Source organism: Ruminococcus sp. OM06-36AC (genome assembly GCF_003438725.1).
Lineage (GTDB): Bacteria > Bacillota > Clostridia > Oscillospirales > Ruminococcaceae > Ruminococcus_C > Ruminococcus_C callidus.
In genome coordinates this window covers 101,983-123,633 of sequence record NZ_QSTT01000002.1, presented here as the reverse complement: position 1 = coordinate 123,633, position 21,651 = coordinate 101,983, and the positions used below count along the sequence as shown (strand labels likewise).

13 protein-coding genes are annotated in these 21,651 nt (G+C 52.6%); 3 read left to right on the top strand and 10 right to left on the bottom strand.

Annotated elements, in window-relative coordinates:
• Window positions 1–60: 60 nt before the first annotated feature.
• Window positions 61–1,665, bottom strand: a complete 1,605-nt coding sequence (locus DXB92_RS02540; protein ID WP_021683540.1) for a CTP synthase — start codon at window positions 1,663–1,665, stop codon at window positions 61–63.
• Window positions 1,666–2,430: 765 nt separating this feature from the next.
• On the opposite strand from DXB92_RS02540, the gene DXB92_RS02530 reads away from it, so the two are divergent.
• Window positions 2,431–3,600, top strand: a complete 1,170-nt coding sequence (locus DXB92_RS02530) for an MBL fold metallo-hydrolase (RefSeq protein ID WP_117732232.1) — start codon at window positions 2,431–2,433, stop codon at window positions 3,598–3,600.
• Between the two features lie 125 nt (window positions 3,601–3,725).
• Here DXB92_RS02530 and DXB92_RS02525 read toward each other — a convergent pair whose 3' ends face one another.
• The gene (locus tag DXB92_RS02525) at window positions 3,726–3,965 is read right to left on the bottom strand and encodes a FeoA domain-containing protein (protein WP_021683543.1); all 240 of its coding nucleotides are present in this window, start codon (window positions 3,963–3,965) and stop codon (window positions 3,726–3,728) included.
• Between the two features lie 46 nt (window positions 3,966–4,011).
• Window positions 4,012–5,151: a glycosyltransferase gene (locus tag DXB92_RS02520; RefSeq protein WP_117732230.1), complete on the bottom strand. Its 1,140-nt coding sequence runs from the start codon at window positions 5,149–5,151 to the stop codon at window positions 4,012–4,014.
• Window positions 5,152–5,953: 802 nt separating this feature from the next.
• Here DXB92_RS02520 and DXB92_RS02515 point away from each other — a divergent pair.
• On the top strand, window positions 5,954–8,254 hold the full coding sequence (locus tag DXB92_RS02515; protein WP_117732228.1) for a glycoside hydrolase family 3 C-terminal domain-containing protein: 2,301 nt from the start codon (window positions 5,954–5,956) through the stop codon (window positions 8,252–8,254).
• A gap of 15 nt (window positions 8,255–8,269) precedes the next feature.
• Here the strand turns inward: DXB92_RS02515 and DXB92_RS02510 are convergent, their stop codons facing one another.
• Window positions 8,270–9,070 carry a hypothetical protein gene (locus DXB92_RS02510; RefSeq protein ID WP_117732227.1) on the bottom strand — a complete coding sequence of 267 codons (801 nt, stop codon included), beginning with the start codon at window positions 9,068–9,070 and terminating at the stop codon, window positions 8,270–8,272.
• Between the two features lie 109 nt (window positions 9,071–9,179).
• Between DXB92_RS02510 and DXB92_RS02505 the strand changes: the two genes are divergently transcribed.
• Window positions 9,180–10,016: an RluA family pseudouridine synthase gene (locus DXB92_RS02505; protein WP_181976867.1), complete on the top strand. Its 837-nt coding sequence runs from the start codon at window positions 9,180–9,182 to the stop codon at window positions 10,014–10,016.
• A 212-nt stretch (window positions 10,017–10,228) separates the two neighbouring features.
• On the opposite strand, the gene DXB92_RS02500 is transcribed toward DXB92_RS02505, so the two are convergent.
• The 6 genes from DXB92_RS02500 to DXB92_RS02475 form a co-directional block, all read right to left on the bottom strand.
• On the bottom strand, window positions 10,229–12,685 hold the full coding sequence (locus DXB92_RS02500) for a glycosyl hydrolase family 65 protein (RefSeq protein WP_117732223.1): 2,457 nt from the start codon (window positions 12,683–12,685) through the stop codon (window positions 10,229–10,231).
• Window positions 12,686–13,535: 850 nt separating this feature from the next.
• Window positions 13,536–14,033, bottom strand: a complete 498-nt coding sequence (locus DXB92_RS02495; protein ID WP_117732221.1) for a DUF2798 domain-containing protein — start codon at window positions 14,031–14,033, stop codon at window positions 13,536–13,538.
• 274 nt (window positions 14,034–14,307) lie between these two features.
• Window positions 14,308–15,111, bottom strand: coding sequence for a class B sortase (locus tag DXB92_RS02490; protein WP_117732220.1), 804 nt, complete (start codon window positions 15,109–15,111; stop codon window positions 14,308–14,310).
• A 135-nt stretch (window positions 15,112–15,246) separates the two neighbouring features.
• Entirely contained in the window at window positions 15,247–15,822 is a 576-nt protein-coding gene (locus DXB92_RS02485) for a manganese efflux pump MntP family protein (protein ID WP_117732218.1), read from the bottom strand.
• Window positions 15,823–16,033: 211 nt separating this feature from the next.
• On the bottom strand, window positions 16,034–20,344 hold the full coding sequence (locus DXB92_RS02480) for a hypothetical protein (protein WP_117732216.1): 4,311 nt from the start codon (window positions 20,342–20,344) through the stop codon (window positions 16,034–16,036).
• 132 nt (window positions 20,345–20,476) lie between these two features.
• Complete coding sequence (locus tag DXB92_RS02475; RefSeq protein ID WP_117732213.1) at window positions 20,477–21,427, bottom strand: cohesin domain-containing protein; 951 nt, start codon at window positions 21,425–21,427, stop codon at window positions 20,477–20,479.
• Window positions 21,428–21,651 lie beyond the last annotated feature (224 nt).

The following is a 21,651-nucleotide window of genomic DNA, read 5'->3' as shown; positions in this document are numbered from 1 at the left end:
GAAAGGTATGGATCAGCCTCAGCTGCTGCGTAACATTTTCAAAAACGCCGCACAGTACTCTTACTGATTCCGTTTTTTCAGTGCCGCACCGATAAAGGAAGCGAACAGCTTCTGGGGCTTATTCGGGCGGGACTTGAATTCCGGATGGAACTGTACGCCGATAAACCACGGGTGATCCGGCAGGGAAACGATCTCTACCAGACGTTCGTCCGGAGAAAGTCCGGCGATCTGCAAGCCCTTTTCGGTCAGCTGCTTGCGGAAGTTATTGTTGAATTCAAACCGGTGGCGGTGACGCTCATAGATCAGGTCTTCGCCGTAGATCTGGTGTACCAGACTGCCCGCTGTCAGCTTGCACGGATACAGTCCCAGACGCATGGTGCCGCCCATGTTGGTAATGTCTTTCTGGTCTTCCATGATGTGAATGACACTGTGTGCACCGTCCGGCTCAAACTCGGAGGAGTTTGCGTCCGGAAAACCAGCCACATTGCGTGCAAATTCCACCACTGCCATCTGCATGCCCAGACAGATGCCAAACATGGGCACCTTGTTCAGACGGGCATAGCGAATGGCTTCGATCATGCCCTCGATACCGCGGTCGCCGAAGCCGCCGGGAACGATAATGCCATCGCAGTCCTTCAGCATTTCCGGAGCCGTTTCCCGTGTGATCTTCTCGGAGTCGATCCACTGGATCTTCACTCTGGCATCATTGACAATACCGCCGTGGTGCAGAGCCTCTGCCACGGACAGATATGCGTCCTGCAATGCCACATACTTGCCCACCAGACCAATGGTCACGTCCTTGTCGGCACGCTTCTGCCGTTCGGTCATGGCAGTCCATTCGGTGAGGTCGGGTTCCCGATTTTCCAGACCCAGATGGTGGCAGACGCTGTCTGTCAGGCCTTCGTTCTCCAGCATCATGGGCACTTCGTACAGGGACGGTGCCGTCATGTTCTGGATGATGTCTTCTTCCCGTACATTACAGAACATGCTGATCTTCCGCTTCATATCCTCCGGAATCTCCAGCTCTGTCCGGCAGACTACCACGTGAGGCTGAATGCCGATAGACAGCAGTTCCTTGACGGAGTGCTGTGTGGGCTTGGATTTCAGTTCATTGGAGCCGGCAATATACGGCACCAGTGTCACGTGAATATACATGGCGTTGCCTCTGCCCACTTCGGTGACGAACTGACGGATCGCTTCCAGAAACGGTGTGCTCTCGATGTCGCCTACGGTACCGCCGATCTCTGTGATGACAACATCTGCGTTGGATTCCTTGCCGACACGATAGATGCGGTCCTTGATCTCGTTGGTGATGTGCGGGATCACCTGCACAGTGCCGCCCAGATAGTCGCCGCGGCGTTCCTTGTTCAGAACGGTCCAGTACACTTTACCGGTGGTAACATTGTTGTTGATCGACAGGCTCTCGTCGATGAAACGCTCGTAGTGACCGAGATCCAGATCGGTTTCTGCACCGTCGTCCGTTACGAATACTTCACCGTGCTGGTACGGGCTCATGGTACCCGGATCCACGTTGATATACGGGTCAAATTTCTGGATCGTGACCTTATAGCCGCGGGCTTTCAGCAGACGACCCAGCGAAGCCGCGGTGATTCCCTTACCCAGTCCGGACACAACGCCGCCGGTGACAAATACATATTTTGGCATATTTAATAATCCTCCCGTTTGTTCGGGCAGTCCTGTACAAAGACTGTGTGCAAAGCCGTCAGGCGGGCTTTGTGCGGTGCTGCCCTTAGGTTCTTTTTCAGAGCCTGCATCATGCAAACATATTGATTCATCTTATTATACCGTATTCCGCAAAAAAAAGCAAGCCCTTATTTTGAGGAAACACTGAGAGCTTGTGTGCATAGGCATCTGCCTGCGTCTTTTCGGCAAATTTTGCTGCATACTGCGTTAAAAATTCTTGCCAGACACCAAGTATGCCTGCGAATTTTTGCCTTGTCTGCAACAAAATTTGCTCGAAAATCCGCACACATTTCCTATGAACACAAGCTCTGAATAAAGCCCGCCTGCGGAATTTCTATGGCAATCTGCCGAAAAAATCTGACGACGCATCTTACGCACAAGCTTTATGCAGTGTTTCCTTTGAAATCCCCTTTTCTCCCGCACTGCCCCACAATTCTCAAAATTTCCGGAAAATTTTCATGAAATGGCTGTATCTACCTGCTATACTAAAACAAATGAGAACAGTTCTCATTAAGGCAACTCCGCACAAAGCCCGCCTGACGGCTTTGCACGCAATCTGCGTGCAGATTTTCCGTCATATTGCCCAGAAATCCCTTGCCATACATTAAGTATGCCTGCGGAATTTCTATGCAATCTGCCGAAAAATCTGACAACGCACCTTACGCACAAGCTTTGTGCGGTGTTGCCTTAAGAAAGCGATGTGCAGATTTTTGAGGAGGTATTTCCATGCTGAAACCGATTTCCCCTGACAGTTCGATTTTTTACATCGGCGTAGATGACACCACGATTGATTTGTTTGAAAACCAGTACCCCGTTCCCCACGGCGTTTCCTACAATGCCTACGCGATTCGGGACGAAAAGACGGCTCTGCTGGACACCGTAGACCCCCGTGCCACGGAGCAGTGGCTGGAACAGGCGGCGGAAGTGCTGGACGGCACGGCTCCGGATTATCTGGTGATCTCCCACATGGAGCCGGATCACGCCGGCAGCATTCAGGCTCTGGCAGAACGCTATCCGGAAATGACGCTGGTCGGTTCTGCAAAGGCACTTGCCATGCTGCCGCAGTTTTTCCGGAATTTCCCGAAAAATCCAACGCTTGCTGTAAAAGAGGGCGACGTGCTGGAACTGGGCACCCACACCCTGCACTTTGTCATGGCACCAATGGTGCACTGGCCGGAAGTCATGGCTTCCTACGAGTCTGCCGAAAAGGTGCTGTTCTCCGCGGACGCATTCGGCAAGTTCGGGGCACTGTGCACGGACGAGCCGTGGACAGACGAAGCACGGCGGTATTTCCTCAACATTGTGGGCAAGTACGGCACACCGGTACAGACCTTGCTGAAAAAGACGGCAAAACTGGACATACAGACCATTTGCCCGCTGCACGGTCCGGTGCTGACCGGCGACCTCGCACCCTATCTGCACCTGTACCAGACGTGGAGCAGCTACACGCCGGAGGAAAAGGGCGTACTGGTGGCACACGCTTCCATTCACGGCAACACTGCCAAAGCGACGGCGTATCTGGCAGAACAGCTGAAGGCTCTGGGCGAAAAGGTCACAGTCATCGACCTGTGCCGGTGCGACATGGCGGAAGCGGTGGCACAGGCGTTCCGGTATGACCGCATGGTGCTGGCTGCGTCCAGCTATGACGGCGGCGTGTTCCTGCCGATGGAAGAATTTCTGCTCCACCTGCAATATAAGGCATTCCAGAACCGCACCGTCGCACTGGTGGAAAACGGTTCATGGGCACCCTGTGCCGCAAAGAACATGCGGGCAGTGCTGGAAACCATGAAGCAGATCACTGTGCTGGAGCCGACCGTCACCATTCGCTCCGCCGTCAAGCCGGAGGACGAGGAACACCTGCGGGCACTGGCAGAAGCGGTGCAGCAGGGAGCGTGATGTGCTGTCAAGTTCGCTCGTACCTCGCCGCCTAAGGCAACGTACCGCACAAATGGCAATCCCCCCCGCAAAACACAAAAACTGCACAGAGATCCCAGCAAAAACGGATCTCTGTGCAGTTTTTCCTATTGTACCAAAATCATTTTCGCATCGCACTTTCGCAGGGCGACCACGCCGCCGCGAACCGCGTATGCGGTAGGATCTCCGCCACCGGCGGTGTGCAGACAGCGGACGGCTGTGCCGGTGATCCAGCCCAGATCCTGTAACCGCTGCCGGATCGCCCCGTGCAGATACATACTGGTAATCACCGCCGTTTCGCCGTATGCCAGCGTGTGCAGCGGTCGGACAGGTTTTTCTGAAGGCATTGCTTTCTCCTCCTGTTCCTATCCTATGCAGACACACCGCGGAATGTTACGGCAATACTTCCTGATAATACGCCCGCAGCTGCATCATTCTGTCCTTGTCAGAAAATGCCGTTGCTGCGGCACGGTTGTGGGCACCCATTTGCCGGCGGAGCAGCTTATTCTCTGCCAGCTGTGCAATGGCATCTGCACAGCTTGTAACCAGATCGCCTTTCAGGCAAAAGGCACTCTCACCCTTTTCGGCGTAGACCTTTGTACCGTGGTTCCGGACGGTGATCAGCGGCAGACCGGCTGCCATGGCTTCCAGTGCCGCCATGCCGCAGCCCTCCCGACGGGACGGCATACAGAAAATATCCGCCGCCCCCAGCAGGTCGGGAATATCCGTGCGGTAGCCCAGCAGGTGCACCCGTTCTTCCAGATGCAGTTTTTCCGTCAGCTTCTGCAAAAACACCATATCCGGCCCCTCGCCGCAGATGACGTAGTGCAGCTGTTCCTGTGTCCGCAGCCGTGTCATTGCCTGCATCACCACCCGCAGCCGCTTCTGCATGCGAAGTGTTCCCACAGACAGCAGCACGGTGGCTTCCTGCGGAATGTGCAGTTCCCGCAGTATGTCCTCTCTGGTGCGGGCAGGGGTGGCGTACTTGTCGCAGTCCAGCCCCACGTCCGGCAGTTCGGTCACCTGCTCCAGATTCAGGTGCTTTCTGGCATAGGCGGCATCTTCCGGACAGACGGCGAAAAAGCGGCTGGTCTGTTTCCGGTATTTTCGCTCCACCGCCGAGAACCACAGCCGTTCTGCCAGCAGGCAGCCGTGGAAAATGCGGAAATCGTGGGCAGTATAGAACACCGGTATTTGCAGTTCCTGTGCGGCACGGCGACCGTACCAGCCGGCAATGGTGCCACGGCAGTGCAGTAGATCGGGCTGGAGTTCTTTCAGAAGCGGCACCAGCTTTTCATAGGCGGCATGGTTCCGGCGAACGGCTCCCGCACTGTCTGAAAAGGGCAGGTCATGCCAGTGCAGCTGGGGGAACATCTGGTTGTACTCCTGCAGGGCTGCCTGCGAGATGTTGCCTTCCTGCATGTTGCAGACCATGTGGATCTCACAGCCCAGCGTCTGGAGGGCAGTGAGGTCATATTTTGTAAACTGCACCAGCGTTGCCGCCGCCGCAGCGAGAAAAACCACACGTTTCATGAAGTAAAGTCCTTTCGTTTCCTTTGAGAATATTCCTATTATAGCACAATTTTATAGAAAAGTCTATAGGGAACACGAAAATCAATTTTCATGATAGCCTCCCCTGAAAGGGGAGGGGAACCGCCGTTAGGCGGTGGAGGGGTTTTTCGTAAAATCTTTTTATGACATTTTTCAATATGAGGAAAAGTTTAACACATAAAAAAGATTTCACCAAAACCTCTCCACCAGCTTCGCTGGTCCCCCTCCCCTTTCAGGAGAGGCTTATTTTTCTGCAACATAAATTTTAGCTGTTACAACAATAGCGGCAACACCGCCAAAAACAAAAAACGCCCCGGGGTGAGGGACGTTTTTTGCTATGATATAGGGATTATTGGGGATTTGTCCACTTCGCATCGGGGTGTACGCGAAGTGGTCAGAGGATGTTACATGCTCTCTTTGAGCATGGTTTTAGTATACACGCCCAATGTGTTCGTTTCGTGAAACCATGCTGAAAAACCGCTGAAAACCACAAGGGCGTTTTTTCACACAAAATAGACTTCGTGTCGGTTTCCAGAACTTTCCTTGATTTTTGTGGATATTAGACAGATTCCGCCTGCCCGTTCACAGCAAACCGCCAAAAATTTCGCCTGCACCGGCATTCCGCCCCCCAAATTGCAATTTTCCTCTTGCTATTTGTTTCGAAATGTGTTACAATAAAAGTGTCAAAAATCAAGCGGATTCGAACACGCTTTTTGTGTATTCAGACGAAAAAGCATGGGAAAGTGCCCTTGCTTTCATGGAACAATAGGAGGTAATACGACACATGAATATTCCGGAACTGTTACAGCAGCTGACGCTGGAAGAAAAGGCAAGCCTTTGTTCCGGCGGCGACTTTTGGCATACCAAGGCCATCGAACGGCTGGGGATCCCCGCCATGATGATGAGCGACGGGCCTCACGGTCTGCGAAAGCAGGACGAAACCGGCGACCACATGGGCATCAACGACAGCATCAAGGCGGTCTGCTTCCCTGCGGGCTGTGCCACCGCGTCCTCTTTTGACCGCGGTCTGGTGGAACGCATGGGCAAGGCTCTGGGCAACGAGTGTCAGGCGGAAAATGTCGGCGTTCTGCTGGGGCCGGCAGTCAACATCAAGCGTTCGCCCCTGTGCGGCAGAAACTTCGAGTACTACTCGGAAGATCCCTACGTTGCCGGCGAAATGGCAGCATCGTTCATTCAGGGCGTACAGAGCCAGCAGGTGGGCACCAGCATCAAGCACTTTTATGCCAACAATCAGGAACACCGCCGCATGAGCAGCTCCTCCGAGATGAGCGAACGCACGGCACGGGAAATCTACCTCGCCGCCTTTGAACGTCCCGTTCGCAAGGCGAAGCCGTGGACGGTGATGTGTGCCTATAACCGCATCAACGGAGTCTATGCCGCCGAAAACAAAGAAGCCCTCACGGACATTCTGCGGGGCGAGTGGAATTTCCACGGCTTTGTGGTCAGCGACTGGGGTGCCGTCAACGACCGCGTGGCTGACCTGGAATCCGGCATGGATCTGGAAATGCCCTCCTCTTTCGGCATGCGGGATGCAGAAATCGTCAAGGCGGTTCGCTGCGGCAGACTGCCGGAAGCCGTACTGGACAGAGCCGTCACCCGTATCCTGCGAATTGTCCAGCGGTATCTGGACGGACGGAATCCTGATGCAGTATTCGACCGCGATGCAGACCACGAACTGGCACGGGAAATCGCGTCCCAGTGCATGGTGCTGCTGAAAAACGAAGACCATATCCTGCCGCTTTCGAAAACCGAAACCGCTGCCTTTATCGGCAAGTTTGCGGAAAGCCCCCGTTTTCAGGGCGGCGGCAGTTCTCATATCAACTGCCACAAGGTGGAGTCTGCACTGGAAATGGCGGCAGACTACCCCGTCCTCTACGCCAAGGGCTATGAAACCTCGGACGATGTGGTACGGGAAGACCTGATGGCAGAGGCAGTGGCTGCGGCAAAGGCGGCAAAAGTTGCCGTGGTATTTGCCGGCCTGCCGGACACCTTTGAGTCCGAGGGCTACGATCGGGAGCACATGCGGCTGCCGGACTGCCAGAATGCCCTGATCGAAGCCGTGGCAGAGGCAAACCCCAACACAGTCGTTGTCCTGCACGGCGGCTCGCCGGTGGAAATGCCGTGGCTGCATCAGGTCAGGGGTGTACTGGAAGCGTACCTCTGCGGGCAGGCAGTGGGCGGTGCCACAGTGCAGATCCTGTACGGCGATGTCAACCCCAGCGGTCATCTGGCGGAAACGTTCCCCATAAAGCTGGAGGACAACCCGTCCTATGTGGCATATCAGGGCGAGGGGGACGTGACCGAATATCGGGAAGGCGTTTTCGTGGGATACCGGTACTACACCACCAAGAAAATGCCGGTGCTGTTCCCCTTTGGATTCGGACTGAGCTATACCACCTTTGCCGTTTCCAATCTGCGGACGGCACAGGACGAGTACCAGTCCCATGATGTCATCACCGTTTCTGTGGACGTGACCAACACCGGCGACCGTGCCGGAAAAGAAGTGGTACAGCTGTATGTACTGCCCCAGACCAAGACCGACTCGGTACAGCGTCCGGTGCAGGAGCTGCGGGACTTCGAAAAGGTGGAACTGGCTCCCCACGAAACCAAAACGGTGACATTCACCCTCCACGCCAACAGTGCGTTTGCCTACTACTGTACCCAGAAAAAACGCTGGGTAGTAGAAACCGGCAGGTATCTGCTGGCAGCGGGCAACTCCTCCGACCACCTGACTACAGAAAAAATGCTTACCATTCACGGGGAGAAAGCACTCCCCGCGGAGATCACACTGAACACGACCATAGGCGACGTGCTGCGGATTCCCCATGCGGACAAGGAACTGGAAAAATACGCCGGTGCATTCGGCATTTCCAGCGGTTCTTCCGATGAAAACGCCATGGGCGAAAGCACCGCAGACATGATGGAAGCCATGATGAAATATATGCCGATCCGCGGTTTGCTCTCTTTTGGCGGCGGTGAGGTTTCTATTGCCGAGTGCAAGGCACTCGTGGAAAAGCTGAACGTCCTATTGGAAAACGCAAATTTGAACAATAGGAGCGAATGACATCTTCTCCACCTTTCATTTGTCAGACGGCACATATCGGGGCAACGACCGGTATGTGCCGTTTGCTATGGCATCACACCACAGACGGCACCGCAGATTGCAGAACACCGTCACCGACAGCACCGCTTTCGGCAGCACCCACGGGAGCGTCACCAGCGGCAGCATTTGCAGAGCATACCACCCCAGCAGTGCCAGCAGTTCCCGCCGACCACCGTGCATGATCTGCATGGCGGCAACGGGCACTTTCCAAGGCGGCAGTTCCGGACGGGCAAAGCAGACAAAGGGCACACACCACAGCCCCAGACAGACATAGACCCAGCCCAGCAGACACAGCACCCCCAGCACCAACAGCTGCACCGCCCAGAACAGATACGGAGCACCCTCTGTGCGGTGGGCGGCGGTTTGCCCCAGCTGGTATGCCCCGAACAGGCAGAGCGTCACGGTTTGCAGCAGCAGCGTCCGCAGCAGGGTGTTCTGCAACGCCAGCACCAGCCGTTTTCCGGTTCCTGCCGGACGGCAGCGGGGCAGCAGGGATACGGCTCCGGTACAGTGATACCACAGCCGCCAGCCGCAGACCGTCCACGCCAGCCACGCCGGCACCAGCCAGCATGCCTGCACTATCCGCCACAGCACTGCCTGCTCCGTGAGCAGAGATGCCGGCGGAGTGTCCTGTATCCGGAGCAGCAGTGCCGCTGCGAAAAGTTCCAGCAGCCACAGGAGCACGCCCAGCATCACCACGCCCCAGCACTCCCAGAACAAATGCCGGTGGGTGCGGAGCGTCTGGGCGGAAAAGCTTTGGTTCTGACGAATCTGCATGACGGTTCCTCTCTATGGAAACACTGCATCAGTGCGGTGTTACCTTACGAATTCTACTACGCCTATTTTTCCCCCGATTTTCATTTTTATGCGAAAGGACGTGGTTTCTTTGGCTGAACTCCGGTTCACCATGCATCTCCCCCAGCCCATGACCGCGGAGCAGTTTCTCCGGCGGCACAAGGGTGTTTCCCACCGCATGCTGGTACGGCTGAAGCGGCTCCCCAACGGCATCTGCTGCAACGGCAGACAGATCCGCACCATTGACATGGTACAGTTCGGGGACGAGATCGTGCTCACCGACTGCGAAGTTCCCTCCGCCCTCGCCCCCTCTGCGACAGCCGTCCCTGTGCTGGGGGAAACAGATTCCTACATTGTCTACAACAAGCCTGCCGGCATGCCGGTGCACCCCTCACAGGGACACCACGGGGACACGCTGGGGAACGTCTTTGCGGCACAGTTTCCGCAGCTGCCCTTTCGTCCGGTATACCGGCTGGACAGCGACACCAGCGGCATCTGTCTGGTTGCCAAGTCCGCCTACGCCGCGGGACAGCTACAGGGCAGCACCCGAAAGACCTATCTGGCACTGGTCTGCGGGGAACTTTCCACCGGCGGCACGGTAGATGCTCCCATTGGCAGAGCAGAGGGTTCCGTGCTGTGCCGGTGTGTCCGTCCGGAGGGCAAGCCCGCAGTGACGCATTACACGCCGCTGCGGAGCGACGGCACCTACACGCTGCTTTCCCTGCGGCTGGAAACGGGACGCACCCACCAGATACGGGTACACATGGCATATCTGGGGTATCCTCTCGCCGGCGACCGGCTGTACGGCACCAGTTCCGAACAGTTTCCCCACCACATGCTGCACTGCGATTCGCTGGAATTCTCCGATCCCGAAACGGGAGAACACCGGCAGTTTTCAGCGGCGTGTCCGTGGAATTCATGCGTGTGAATAAAGGCAATACCGCACAAAGAGCGTCTGGCGACTTTACACGCCATCTGCTTGCAAATTTTCCTTCAGAGCCTGTTTCGTATCTTCCTGCACGCATCTGTCGCACAATCTTTGTGCGGTATTGCCTAAAAACAAAGAGGGACTGCCACGAAAAATGGCAGTCCCTCTTTTTGAAAAGGAAATAGGGATATATTATCTCAGGGAAACTCAGCTTAGCCCATAACCACTTCTACTGCGTGGTTCTTGCCGTCGCTGAATACCGGCAGTACGTTGCCCTCGATTGCCTTGCCGTCTACAGTTACCGATACAACGCCCTTGCAAACGTGGTTCGGGTTCTTGACGGTGACATCATAGGTTGCACCGCGGAACTGTCTGGAAATGGTGAAGCCGTCCCATTCGTGGGGGATCGACGGATCGATCTTCAGACCGTCCCAATCCGGAATTACACCCAGAATGTACTGGGAAACTGCTACGAAGTTCCATGCAGCAGTACCGGTCAGCCAGCTGTTCTTTGCTTCGCCGTGACGCTTTGCGTCCTTACCTGCGATCATCTGAGCGTATACATACGGCTCGGTGCGGTGCAGGTCGGAGTACTTTTCTTCACGATATGCCGGAGCGATCTTGCTGTAGTATTCGAATGCCTTATCGCCGTGGCCAACAAATGCTTCTGCACAGATGATCCATGCATTGTTGTGGCAGAAGATACCAGCATTTTCCTTGTAGCCTGCCGGATAAGTAGAGATCTCACCGTATTCGATATAGTACTTGGTGAATGCCGGCTGGTTCAGAACCAGACCGTGTGTAGAGTTCAGGTACTTGTCTACGCTCTCCAGAGCCTTCAGGTCTGCACCGGTTTCCTTACCGCAGCCGCCCATAACTGCGAAGCCCTGCGGTTCGATGAAGATCTTGCCTTCTTCACATTCGTGAGAGCCCATCTTCTTGCCGAAGTCATCATATGCACGCAGGAACCATTCGCCGTCCCAGCCGTATTCCATGATATTCTTCTTCATCTGGTCGATGGCAGCCTGTGCCTTGGCAGCACCAGCCTCGTCGCCCTTCTTCTTGCACATTGCCACATATTCCGGACCTGCATAGGTGAACAGAGCAGCAACCATGACAGATTCTGCAACCTTGGAATACTTATCCTCGCCGTACTTCGGAGAAGTGGAGGTCTGGAAGGATTCGCCCGGCTCATCAGAGAAGCAGGACAGGTTGATGCAGTCGTTCCAGTCTGCACGCATTGCCAGCGGCAGTCCGTGAGGACCAACATTTTCTACCACATGGAAGAAGCTCTTTTCCAGATGATCCATCATGGTCTTTGCCTTGGATTCGTCATTGTCATACGGCACCATAGCGTCCAGAATGGAGTAGTCACCGGATTCCTTGATGTATGCAGCTACAGACAGGATCATCCACAGCGGGTCGTCAGAGAAGTCGCCGCCGATCTCGTTGTTGCCCTTCTTGGTCAGAGGCTGATACTGGTGATAGCAGCCGCCGTCTTCCAGCTGTGTGGAAGCCAGATCGATCAGACGCTCTCTTGCTCTGTCCGGGATCTGGTGTACGAAGCCCAGCAGGTCCTGATTGGAGTCACGGAAGCCCATACCACGGCCGATACCGCTTTCGAAGTAAGAAGCGGAACGGGACATGTTAAAGGTAACCATGCACTGATACTGGTTCCAGATGTTGACCATGCGGTTCATCTTGTCGTCCGGTGTCTTGACGCTGTACTTGGACAGCAGAGCGTCCCACATTGCCTTCAGTTCAGCCAGTGCAGCAGCAACCTTTTCCGGTGTGTTGTACTGTTCGATCATCTCGTATGCACGGGACTTGTTCATGCTGCCGTCAGCGTTCCACTTCTGATCCTTCGGGTTTTCTACATAGCCCAGAATGAAGATCAGCTGCTTGGATTCGCCCGGAGCCAGTGTGATTTCCTTATAGTGGGAAGCCACCGGCGACCAGCCGTCTGCTACGGAGTTGGAAGCCTTGCCTGCTGCAACGACCTGCGGATTTTCGAAGCCGTTGTACAGACCGAGGAAGCTTTCCCGATCGGTGTCGTAACCGTCGATCGCATCGTTTACAGTGTAGAATGCGAAGTGGTTGCGGCGTTCCTTATATTCGGTCTTGTGGAAAATGGTAGAGCCTTCGATTTCCACTTCACCGGTGTTGAAGTTTCTCTGGAAGTTGGTGGAGTCGTCCTGTGCGTTCCACAGACACCATTCAATGAAGGAGAACAGCTTGATCGTCTTTGCCTCGCTGCCCTCGTTCTTCAGAACCAGACTCTGGATTTCGCCGTTGTAGTTCTGGGGTACGAAGAAAGTCACTTCTGCGGAGATGTCGTTCTTCTTACCGGAGATCACGGTGTAGCCCATGCCGTGACGGCAGGTGTAAGCGTCCAGATCTGTCTTTACCGGCGACCAGCCCGGCGACCATACGGTTTCGCCGTCCTTGATGTAGAAGTAGCGACCGCCCATGTCTACCGGTACGTTGTTGTAACGGTAACGGGTGATTCTGCGAAGACGGGCATCTTTATAGAAGTGATAGCCGCCTGCGGTGTTAGAGATCAGAGAGAAGAACTCCTGTGTACCGAGGTAGTTGATCCACGGGTACGGAGTCTTCGGATTCTGAATGACGTATTCTTTGTTTGCGTCATCAAAATAGCCAAATTTCATGAGGGAACTCCTTTTCGTAAAATAGTAAGATTACCGAAACGTCAGGTATACCCACACGTCCGGTTAGTACTTTTATTATAGCATAGGAACAAGCAAAATACAAGTACTTTTTTACAATTTTACACAGATTTTTTGATAGTGCCACGGAATTCATCAGAAAGCTCTTGGGCAATACCGCACAAAGAGCGTCTGGCGACTTTGCACGCCATCTGCTTGCAAATTTTCCTTCAGAGCCTGTTTCGTATCTTCCCGCACGCATCTTGCGTGCATATTTTCCGAGATATTTCGGGAAAATACTCGAAAATCCACAAAGGATTTTCTCCGTTTTTCCCTTCATCTCTCAAAAAATCTGACGACGCAATCTGCATACGTCAGATACGAAACAGACTCTCATATTTCACAAAAATGCTCGTGAATACATCAAGTATTCACTCCGCTTTTTGTTTCATCTGACGAAAAATTTGACGACGCATCTGTCGCACAATCTTTGTGCGGTATTGCCCTTGACATTTCGGCGGAAATCGTGTATACTAATGACAAAGAGAGCACACCAGTAGACGGTCTGCTCCCACTGCTTAGGTTAAAAAGAAATAACCGCCACAGATTTGGACGCTAGGGGCGGTTATTTCTTTTTCTTTTTGTGGTGATGCTTCTTACTATTTTTGGATTATAGGCAATGCCGCACAAAATGTCAAACAAAATGTTTCACATCGCATCAAAAATGGCAACAGCAGACTTACTCAAGAATATCGAGCCGCCTGCCGTTTCAGGTATACCTATAGAATATTAAAACAATCCCCGTTCCACTCTGCCAGAACCGCGGCACAGTGAAGCGGGGATCTTGCGTATATCAGACCTTTTCCGTGACTGCCGCCTTTTCACGCGGCTGCACCAATGCTATCAGGTGCCGGAACACGAACCGCACCAGCGGACCGGCGAAAAACAACTGCCACAGCAGTGCCATGGGAAAATTTTTCGCAGTGGTTTCAAACCAGACTGCAATCACCTGCACGCCGGCATGCTTGAACAGCAGCGTTGCCGCCAAGCTCATCAGCGGACACATCAGCAGCACCGACACGGCGGAAATCGCCAGCACCAGATGAAAAGGGTTGTCCTTTTCGGGATCGACGATGCGAAACGCCGCCTTTTTTGCCAGACCGCCTACCAGAAAGAAATCCAGCAGAAAGGCGATCGGTCCCATGATCGGCAGTTCCCGAAAAGCGTGGAGAAATACCATGTTGGTCATGCCGCCGGTTTCCATGGCGATGTTATAGCAGATCATCGCGTAGACCATGACAAACACCATGAGAATGGTAAAAATTACTTCTTGTACTTTGTTTTTGGGCATAAAAAATCCTCCTAGAATCAATTCCCGCACCTGCACCCAACCGTTCCGGTCTGCGTACACGTGCAGACAGGCGAAATGGCATAGAGTGTTGTTCGTGAATCATTCCGGAGAATGTGCGTTTCCAATGACGCGGGCATGTCCCCGCGTGACCTTCTATCCAATCAGATTAACGATATTATAGCACACTTCTGCGAAAAAGTCAATCGTGCAAAATGGGAGAAAATTCTCCCCTGCAATTCCACAAAAACAGGGCAGGTTTCCCTGCCCGTGTGTTTTATGTCGTACTGGTTTCCAGCTTCAGCAACAGCATAGACGGTGTGCCGTTGTCGTTCTTTTCATCGGCATAGTCCAGCGTGGACAGCATGACCCAGTGGTCTTCTTCGGACACTGTAACATCGTCCTTTTTCACCGCCGCCATTTCCAGCAGTTGCTCCAGCAGCTGCGGCTGCTCTGCGGCATCTGCCGTCATGATCTGGTCTATCAGTTCCTGTGCAGGGCGGGTTGCTGCAATGCTGGCAGTCACCTCCAGACGATACCGTTCATCAGGCAGCAGCAGTACACCGTCTGACAAGTCCGCAAATGCCGACTCCTGCAAAAAATCGTCCAGACTCCCGAACATGGCACTATTGTTCATATTATGTCCGAACACCAGCGAAAAAAAGTCGCTGAAATCCACCGCATTCCGGCTGTCCAGAAACGGGGTGCCGTACAAGTCGTAGCCGCCTTCATAGTTGTGGTCGGTGTATCTATCGCTGTCTGTGCCGCCCATGAGCGGATAATCGATCATCGTCTGCGGCAGCACCAGCCAGCCGATCATGTCCGGATTGTCGGCACAGCCTTTTTGCAGCAACGTTTCCCGCCGTTTCAGATTCCGGTCATCGTCCCACGACCGCACCTCGCTCTTGCCGTCCATTCCGCGGAGCACTTCCAGCACATGGCTCTCGCTGGAGTTGAAATAATGGCTTTCATGCAGAAAAACAGCAGACGAAATCACCGCCACCGACAAAAGCAGGCTCACTGCAATCCCAAAAATCTGATTGTAGATTTTTTTCTTGGATTTTGCACTTCTTTGTTTCATCAGATGCCCCCGTTTCCCACATATTCATGTATATATTGTAACAAATTCGTACAAAAATATAAACACGTTTCTGAGAAGAATTCGGGAAATTCTGGAATTCTCTATAATTTGTCCATACTCGGAATGAGATCACCCTCATTGATGCTGAATCAGATGATCCAGCAGAATCTTCACGCCAATCAGAATCAGCACCACGCCGCCGGCGATCTCCGCCTTTTTCTCAAAGCGGTTGCCAAAGCGATTGCCGATCCAGACACCGCAGAACGACAGCACCAGCGTGACACAGCCAATGATGGAAACGGAACTCCAGATCTGCACGTCCAGACAGGCAAACGCGATCCCCACCGCCAGAGCATCGATAGAGGTGGCAATTGCCAGCATGAACAGTTCCTTGTGATCCAGCCTGGCATCACTTTTTTCAGCAGCCGATTCTTCCTTTTCGTGGAACACGTCCCAGAGCATTTTTCCGCCGATGAATACCAGCAGCACAAATGCGATCCAGTGGTCAAACGCCTGAATATAACGGGAAAATGATGTACCCAGCAGCCAGCCCAACAGCGGCATCAGTGCCTGAAACACGCCGAAATACAACCCGATGACCAACGCCTGATCGTACCGCATCTTCCGCATGCCCAGCCCCTTACAGACCGACACTGCAAATGCGTCCATTGACAGTCCGATCGCTGTCAGCAGCAGTTCTACAATTCCCATAAAACAGTTCTCCTTTTTACGCCTGAGGCATGGCTTTTTACAATAATTTATGCAATTACAAATCAGTATAGCACACGCCATTTCAGTTTGTCAAGGCAAATCATACTAATACAAAAAACCCGACACGGGATCGCTCCCGCATCGGGTTTTTCTTATGCTGTCATAGCCTTGTTGTCAGAAACGCTTACGCGTTCGAAATCAGGGAATCTGATTATTCAGCCCACATAGAGCCCTTCAGGTTCTTCAGATCCGGGCAAACCGGATTGTCCCAAGTAGTGCTCTTGTGACCAGCACCCATCAGAGCAATGTAGTATGCCTGATAGTACAGGTCAGTAGCCTCGATCTTGCCGCTTGCAGAATTCTCTCCTGCCTTGCTTTCAGTATCGATATCGGTCAGGAAGTAAGACAGCTTCTCCAGATTTGCATCCTTTGCATAATCGGTGCCATCCAGCAGCTTTGCACTCTTGGTACCAGCACCCTGTCTTGCAATGTAGTAGCTGCTGTAGTACATATCGGTAGCCTCTACCTTACCGGACAGGTCGGTGTCGCCCTTAATACCGATGTAAACCTTTGCAGTAGCAACCTTCTCGCCCTTATACAGGATATCGAGTTCGGTATCTACATATGCCTTGCCTTCCTTGTCGAACAGTGCCTTCGGGCTTTCTGCACCAAAGGTCAGATCGTCCATAACGCTTTCGCCGTTTACAGTTGCAGACTTCACGAGATCAGCAGCCTTGAACGCACGACCGTCAACAGACAGGTAGAAGTTTGCGTCCGGATTTGCTTCGATCTTCAGCTCAGCTTCAGCAGTTGTTGTTGCAGTAGTAGCTGCAGTTGTAGCTGCAGTGGTTGCTGCGGTTGTAGCTGCGGTTGTAGCTGCAGTTGTTGCTGCGGTTGTAGTTGCAGTGGTTGCTGCGGTTGTAGCTGCAGTAGTTGCTGCGGTAGTCGCTGCAGTGGTTGCTGCGGTTGTAGCTGCAGTGGTTGCTGCGGTTGTAGCTGCAGTAGTTGCTGCGGTTGTAGCTGCAGTAGTTGGTTCGGTTGTAGCTACTGCTGCGGTTGTAGCTGCAGTAGTTGCTGCGGTAGTAACCTCAGTAGTTGTTGTAGTGGTTGCTTCTGTAGTAGTGGTAGTAGTTGCCTTCGGAACCTTTACACAGATGTAACCATCCTGCAGGTCAACAGTTTCAGCGAAGTCATACTTCACGTTGCTGCTGTTTGTCAGAGCGAAACGATCGATAGAAACCGGAACAACGTTGCCGTTGCCATCCTTGGAGTAAGAGATGTCGGTGCCCAGTTCAGCCCAGTTTACAGGGAATACATAGCCGCCCAGTGTTTCATCATATTTGATGCCATACTCAGTAGCCAGTGCCTGTACGGTTGCTTCGTCCGGAATTGCGATCGGCATGCTGTACAGTGTGCCGTTTGCAGAAGCCGGTTCTACGAAATCAGTGTTTGCATCACACATCAGACCGAAGTGGATCTTGGTGTTTGCTTCTTCCTTCCAGAAGTTCATCAGGTCGATCTGGAATGTCGGCATTGTTGCATATACCGTATTTCTCAGATCCTTGTAGTAACGGTTGAATACCTTGACCTGCATGTCGGTTGTACCATACGGCCACTGGAGCAGCTTCTTGGTTGCTTCCGGCAGATCAATTGTACCCTGCAGGGCACCGGTCTTCAGAGCGTTCTGAACAGTAATTGCATAGCTCAGGTTGTCACCATCAGTGGAGCCCTGACCCGGAGTTACTGTCAGCTTATCCAGAGCCCAAACCATCTTCTGGGTTACAGGCTCTTCTGTTGTGGTAGTGGTTGCAGCTGTGGTTGCAGCAGTTGTAGCAGCTGTGGTTGCAACGATGCTAGCTTCTGTAGTGGTTGCAGCAGTTGTAGCAGCTGTAGTTGCAGCAGTTGTAGCAGCTGTGGTTGCAGCGGTGGTAGCTGCGGTGGTAGCTTCTGTAGTTGTGGTAGTAGTAGTGGTTGTGGTTTCTTCGGTAGTGGTAGTTGCGTCAGTTGTAGTGGTTTCTGCATCAACGTATACCTTGTATGCACCTGCTACGTAATCTACGCTGGTGTGGATATCGTTGTTTTCAGTATCACGATAGTCAAAACGCTTAACCTCAACCGGTGTCAGGTTGCCCTTACCATCATCGCTGTAGCCGATGTCTACGCCGTCTTCCATCCAGTTTACCGGGAACTCGTAGTAAGAACCGTTTTCATCAGACTTCAGTTCCAGATTGTTTGCTTCTGCAACAGACTTTACAGTTGCCAGATCAGCAATGTCCATGGTGAATGTTGCCAGTGTTTCGCCGGAAACAACGCCCATGCTGCCGTTGGAGCTCATGGAGAATACCAGACGACCAGTTTCGCTGTATTCCTGTGTATTCAGCATAGTCTGGCTCAGTGCCGGATATACATTACCAACCTTGAAGCAGTTGGAGATCTTCTTGTAAGAACTCGGGATAGACAGGATCTGACGAGTTACTTCCGGAACGAGCAGAGAACCAACAACACCCGGAGTGTCGATACCGTTGGTCTGTGTTACGTTCAGCTTTACCTTAGAATCGCTCGGCTTGCAGTTAACCTTGTCGATTTCCCACTTGATGGTCTTTTCAACCGGATCAGTGCTCTTGTCAACATAAACCTTGAAGCCGCCGTCGATGTACTTCACCTGTGTATGAACATCGTTATCTTCGGTGTCACGATAGTCAAAACGCTTAACTTCAACCGGTGTCAGGTTGCCCTTACCGTCATCGCTGTAGCCGATGTCTACGCCGTCTTCCATCCAGGTTACCGGGAACAGATAGTACTTACCGTTCTTGTCGCTCTTCAGTTCCAGACCAGCTTCCTTAGCTGCTGCTGTAACGGTGTCCTTATCAGCAACGTCCATAGTGAACGCAGCCAGAGTGTTACCAGAAACAACGCCCATGCTGCCGTTGGAGCTCATGGAGAATACCAGACGGCCAGTTTCGCTGTATTCCTGTGTATTCATCATGGTCTGGCTCAGTGCCGGATATGCATCGCCGATCTTGAAGCAGTTGGAGATCTTCTTGTAAGAGCTCGGAACAGACAGGATCTTGCGGGTTGCTTCCGGAACGATCATAGAACCAACGATACCAGTGGTGCTGATACCATTTGTCTGTGTTACTTCCAGCTTAACCTTCTTGTCGCCCGGTTCGCAAGCTACTTCGCCGATCTTCCAAGCGAATTCATCGCTCTTGTCATCGGTGGTAACAGTAGTTGCAGCGGTTGTTGCAGCAGTAGTGCTGTTTTCAGTGGTTGTAGTTTCTGCGGCAGTGGTGGTGGTATCTGTTACAGTACCGTCGCCAACTACGATCTTTACGATTGCCTTGGAAGGATCCTGCGGCAGAGCGTAAGTAGATGCATCCTTCTTACCCTGAATTGCAGTGGACATATCTTCCAGCGGGCCTACTGTTGCACGATAGTTTTCCTGATCTGCCTTTACGCTGTCGAAATCAGCAGCGGACGGCATCGGGATCAGATCCTTGTTTGCATTGCGGCTGCAGATCTGTACATAATAGGTGCCTTCTGCGGTATCCTTCGGAACAACAACATCGAAGGAAGTGAAACGCAGGTCAGTAGACTTTCCACCAACAAAGTATGTACGGTCATCCGGAGAAGCAGCAATGAAGCCCCAGGAATAGTAGTTGTTGATGTCCGGAACGCAGTCATTTCCCTTATCGTCCTTTACGAAACGAGTGGTGGAATAGCACGGCAGATCTACTGTAACAGTCTTTTCAACATAGTTTGCAGCAACTTCCCCGCCCGGATTGATGTAGGAATATTCGATGTACGGTGTACCGTCTTCCTTCTGCTTGACATCGCATTCCTGTACCTTATGGGACTTGTGAGTAGCCTTATCTGCATCCTTGTCTGCCAGATAATCGTCTGCATTTGCATAGTAGTCGTATTCGAACTTGACCTTGTTGTCGCCGTTGGCGATCAGATTGGCACCAAAGATCTTGTCACAAGCAATTTCTCTGATTACGCCGTTACTCTGAGCGTCGTTGTAGCTCCAGGTGTGCAGGTCTTCATCCTCTTCGAACATCGGGGACATGCAGAATGCACCGCTATACGGAGTGCCTACGATTGTGCCCAGACCATTCGGCATAGTGACATCATGCTGGTTGACCTTTTTAGATGCGTTGAAAACGTTCTGATAGTAGATACCGTTTGCAATTGCACCGCCGTCTGCGAAGGTAGCGTCCTTGGTTGCAACCCAGTTCAGCTTTACAGAGCTCAGGTAGTTGTCATCAGGCCATTCTTCAGAATCGATGAAAACGTCCAGAGTCTTGGTAACATCGCCAGCAGCGATCTCGTCCTTAGAGATGCTGATGGTCTGTACGCCGCTTCCCTGCTCCTCGAGGAGGAAATTGTACGGTGTGCCGCCATTTTCGGTCTGTTTTGTGGGAATCGAAGCCGAAACCGACAGTGCACTGAACGGCAGTGCAGAAACTGCCATCAGAGCTGCAACGCCGAAGGACAGAACCTTCTTTGTTCGTTTCTTCATGTTTTCCTTTCCTTTCCTTGCCGGTATTGCCGACAAATACGTAAATGAAATATTGCCTATATCAGGAGCCGCATTCCCCCTCGGAACACTTCTCCTAAATATACGAAAAATTTGTGGTTGCCGTGAAACAGATTATTCTGAATACGGCAGAGTCTTAATGATGTTTACGAGGAACATCAGCAGTGTGGTTGCGTCCTGCGAGCCAACTTCTTCATCACCGTTGCAGTCTGCGTTCTTCCGCTGTGTGTCGTTCAGAGTAACCACGCCGGCTGCTGCCTTGTTCAGCATAACGGCATCGGTAATGTCCACGCGGGCATCACAGTTGACATCACCGTACAGCACGCTGCCCGGTGCTACCGTACCGGTAACAATGTTGCCGGAGATCGTGGTAGTTGCCTTTGTGACATCTGTTTTGCTCTCAGTAGCGGTAGTAGTCGCTTCTGTAGCGGTGGTATCCTTGCCGCCTTCAGTAGTGGTCACAGTGGTGGTCTGCTTGCTGCCGATGGTCACGGAGCCAGCTTCTGCGTTGATCGTATAGGTAGCGGAATCGCCGCCGTATACATAGCCGATCACCATGCTGGAATTGTTCTTGCCGGAGCCGTCATAAGTTTCACGGGTAACCGGTGCGAAGTCGATCGGAGTTACGGTGCCGTCTGCCACGCCGTCCTTTACAGTACCGGTAATGGTCAGGATCACACCGTCCTCAGAGATCCAAGAATTGGAGTCCAGTGCGGTCGTCCAGCTGACAGTGATCTCGCCGTTCTTGATGTTGGTGGCAAATACCGGAGCATCGCTGGCAGTACTGTCGCCGGAAACATCAACATCAGCGGACTTGCCGATCTTCACGCTGTCTACGTTCAGAACAGTCTGATCATAGGTCACTGCGAAGTCCATGACGTTTACCTTCGTAGACGGAATGTCTTCCAGAGAAACGTCTACAGAAAATTCTCCGCCAGCCTCTGCCTCTACCTTTGCACCCTTCAGGGTCACCGCTGTGTCAGCAGCCGAAACCTGAAACGAAACAGCAGTAGAAGCAAGCATTGCAAGTGCCAGAGCACCAGCAAGTGTGTGTTTTGCTTTCATGTGTTATCCTCCTCTGATTGTCCGCACGCCCTGCCGGTGTTCCAAGCCGGCGGCATGCAGTCGAAAAAATCTTGGTCGAAATCTCCGCAGGAATCGCTTCTCTGATTCATGCTGTTCCAATTATTCTTATTATAGAATATCCCAACAGAAAAGTCAATAGATACGCAAAGTTTTTGTGTAAACTCGACGAATCAGGAAACCTATAATTGTATAATATCCCAATA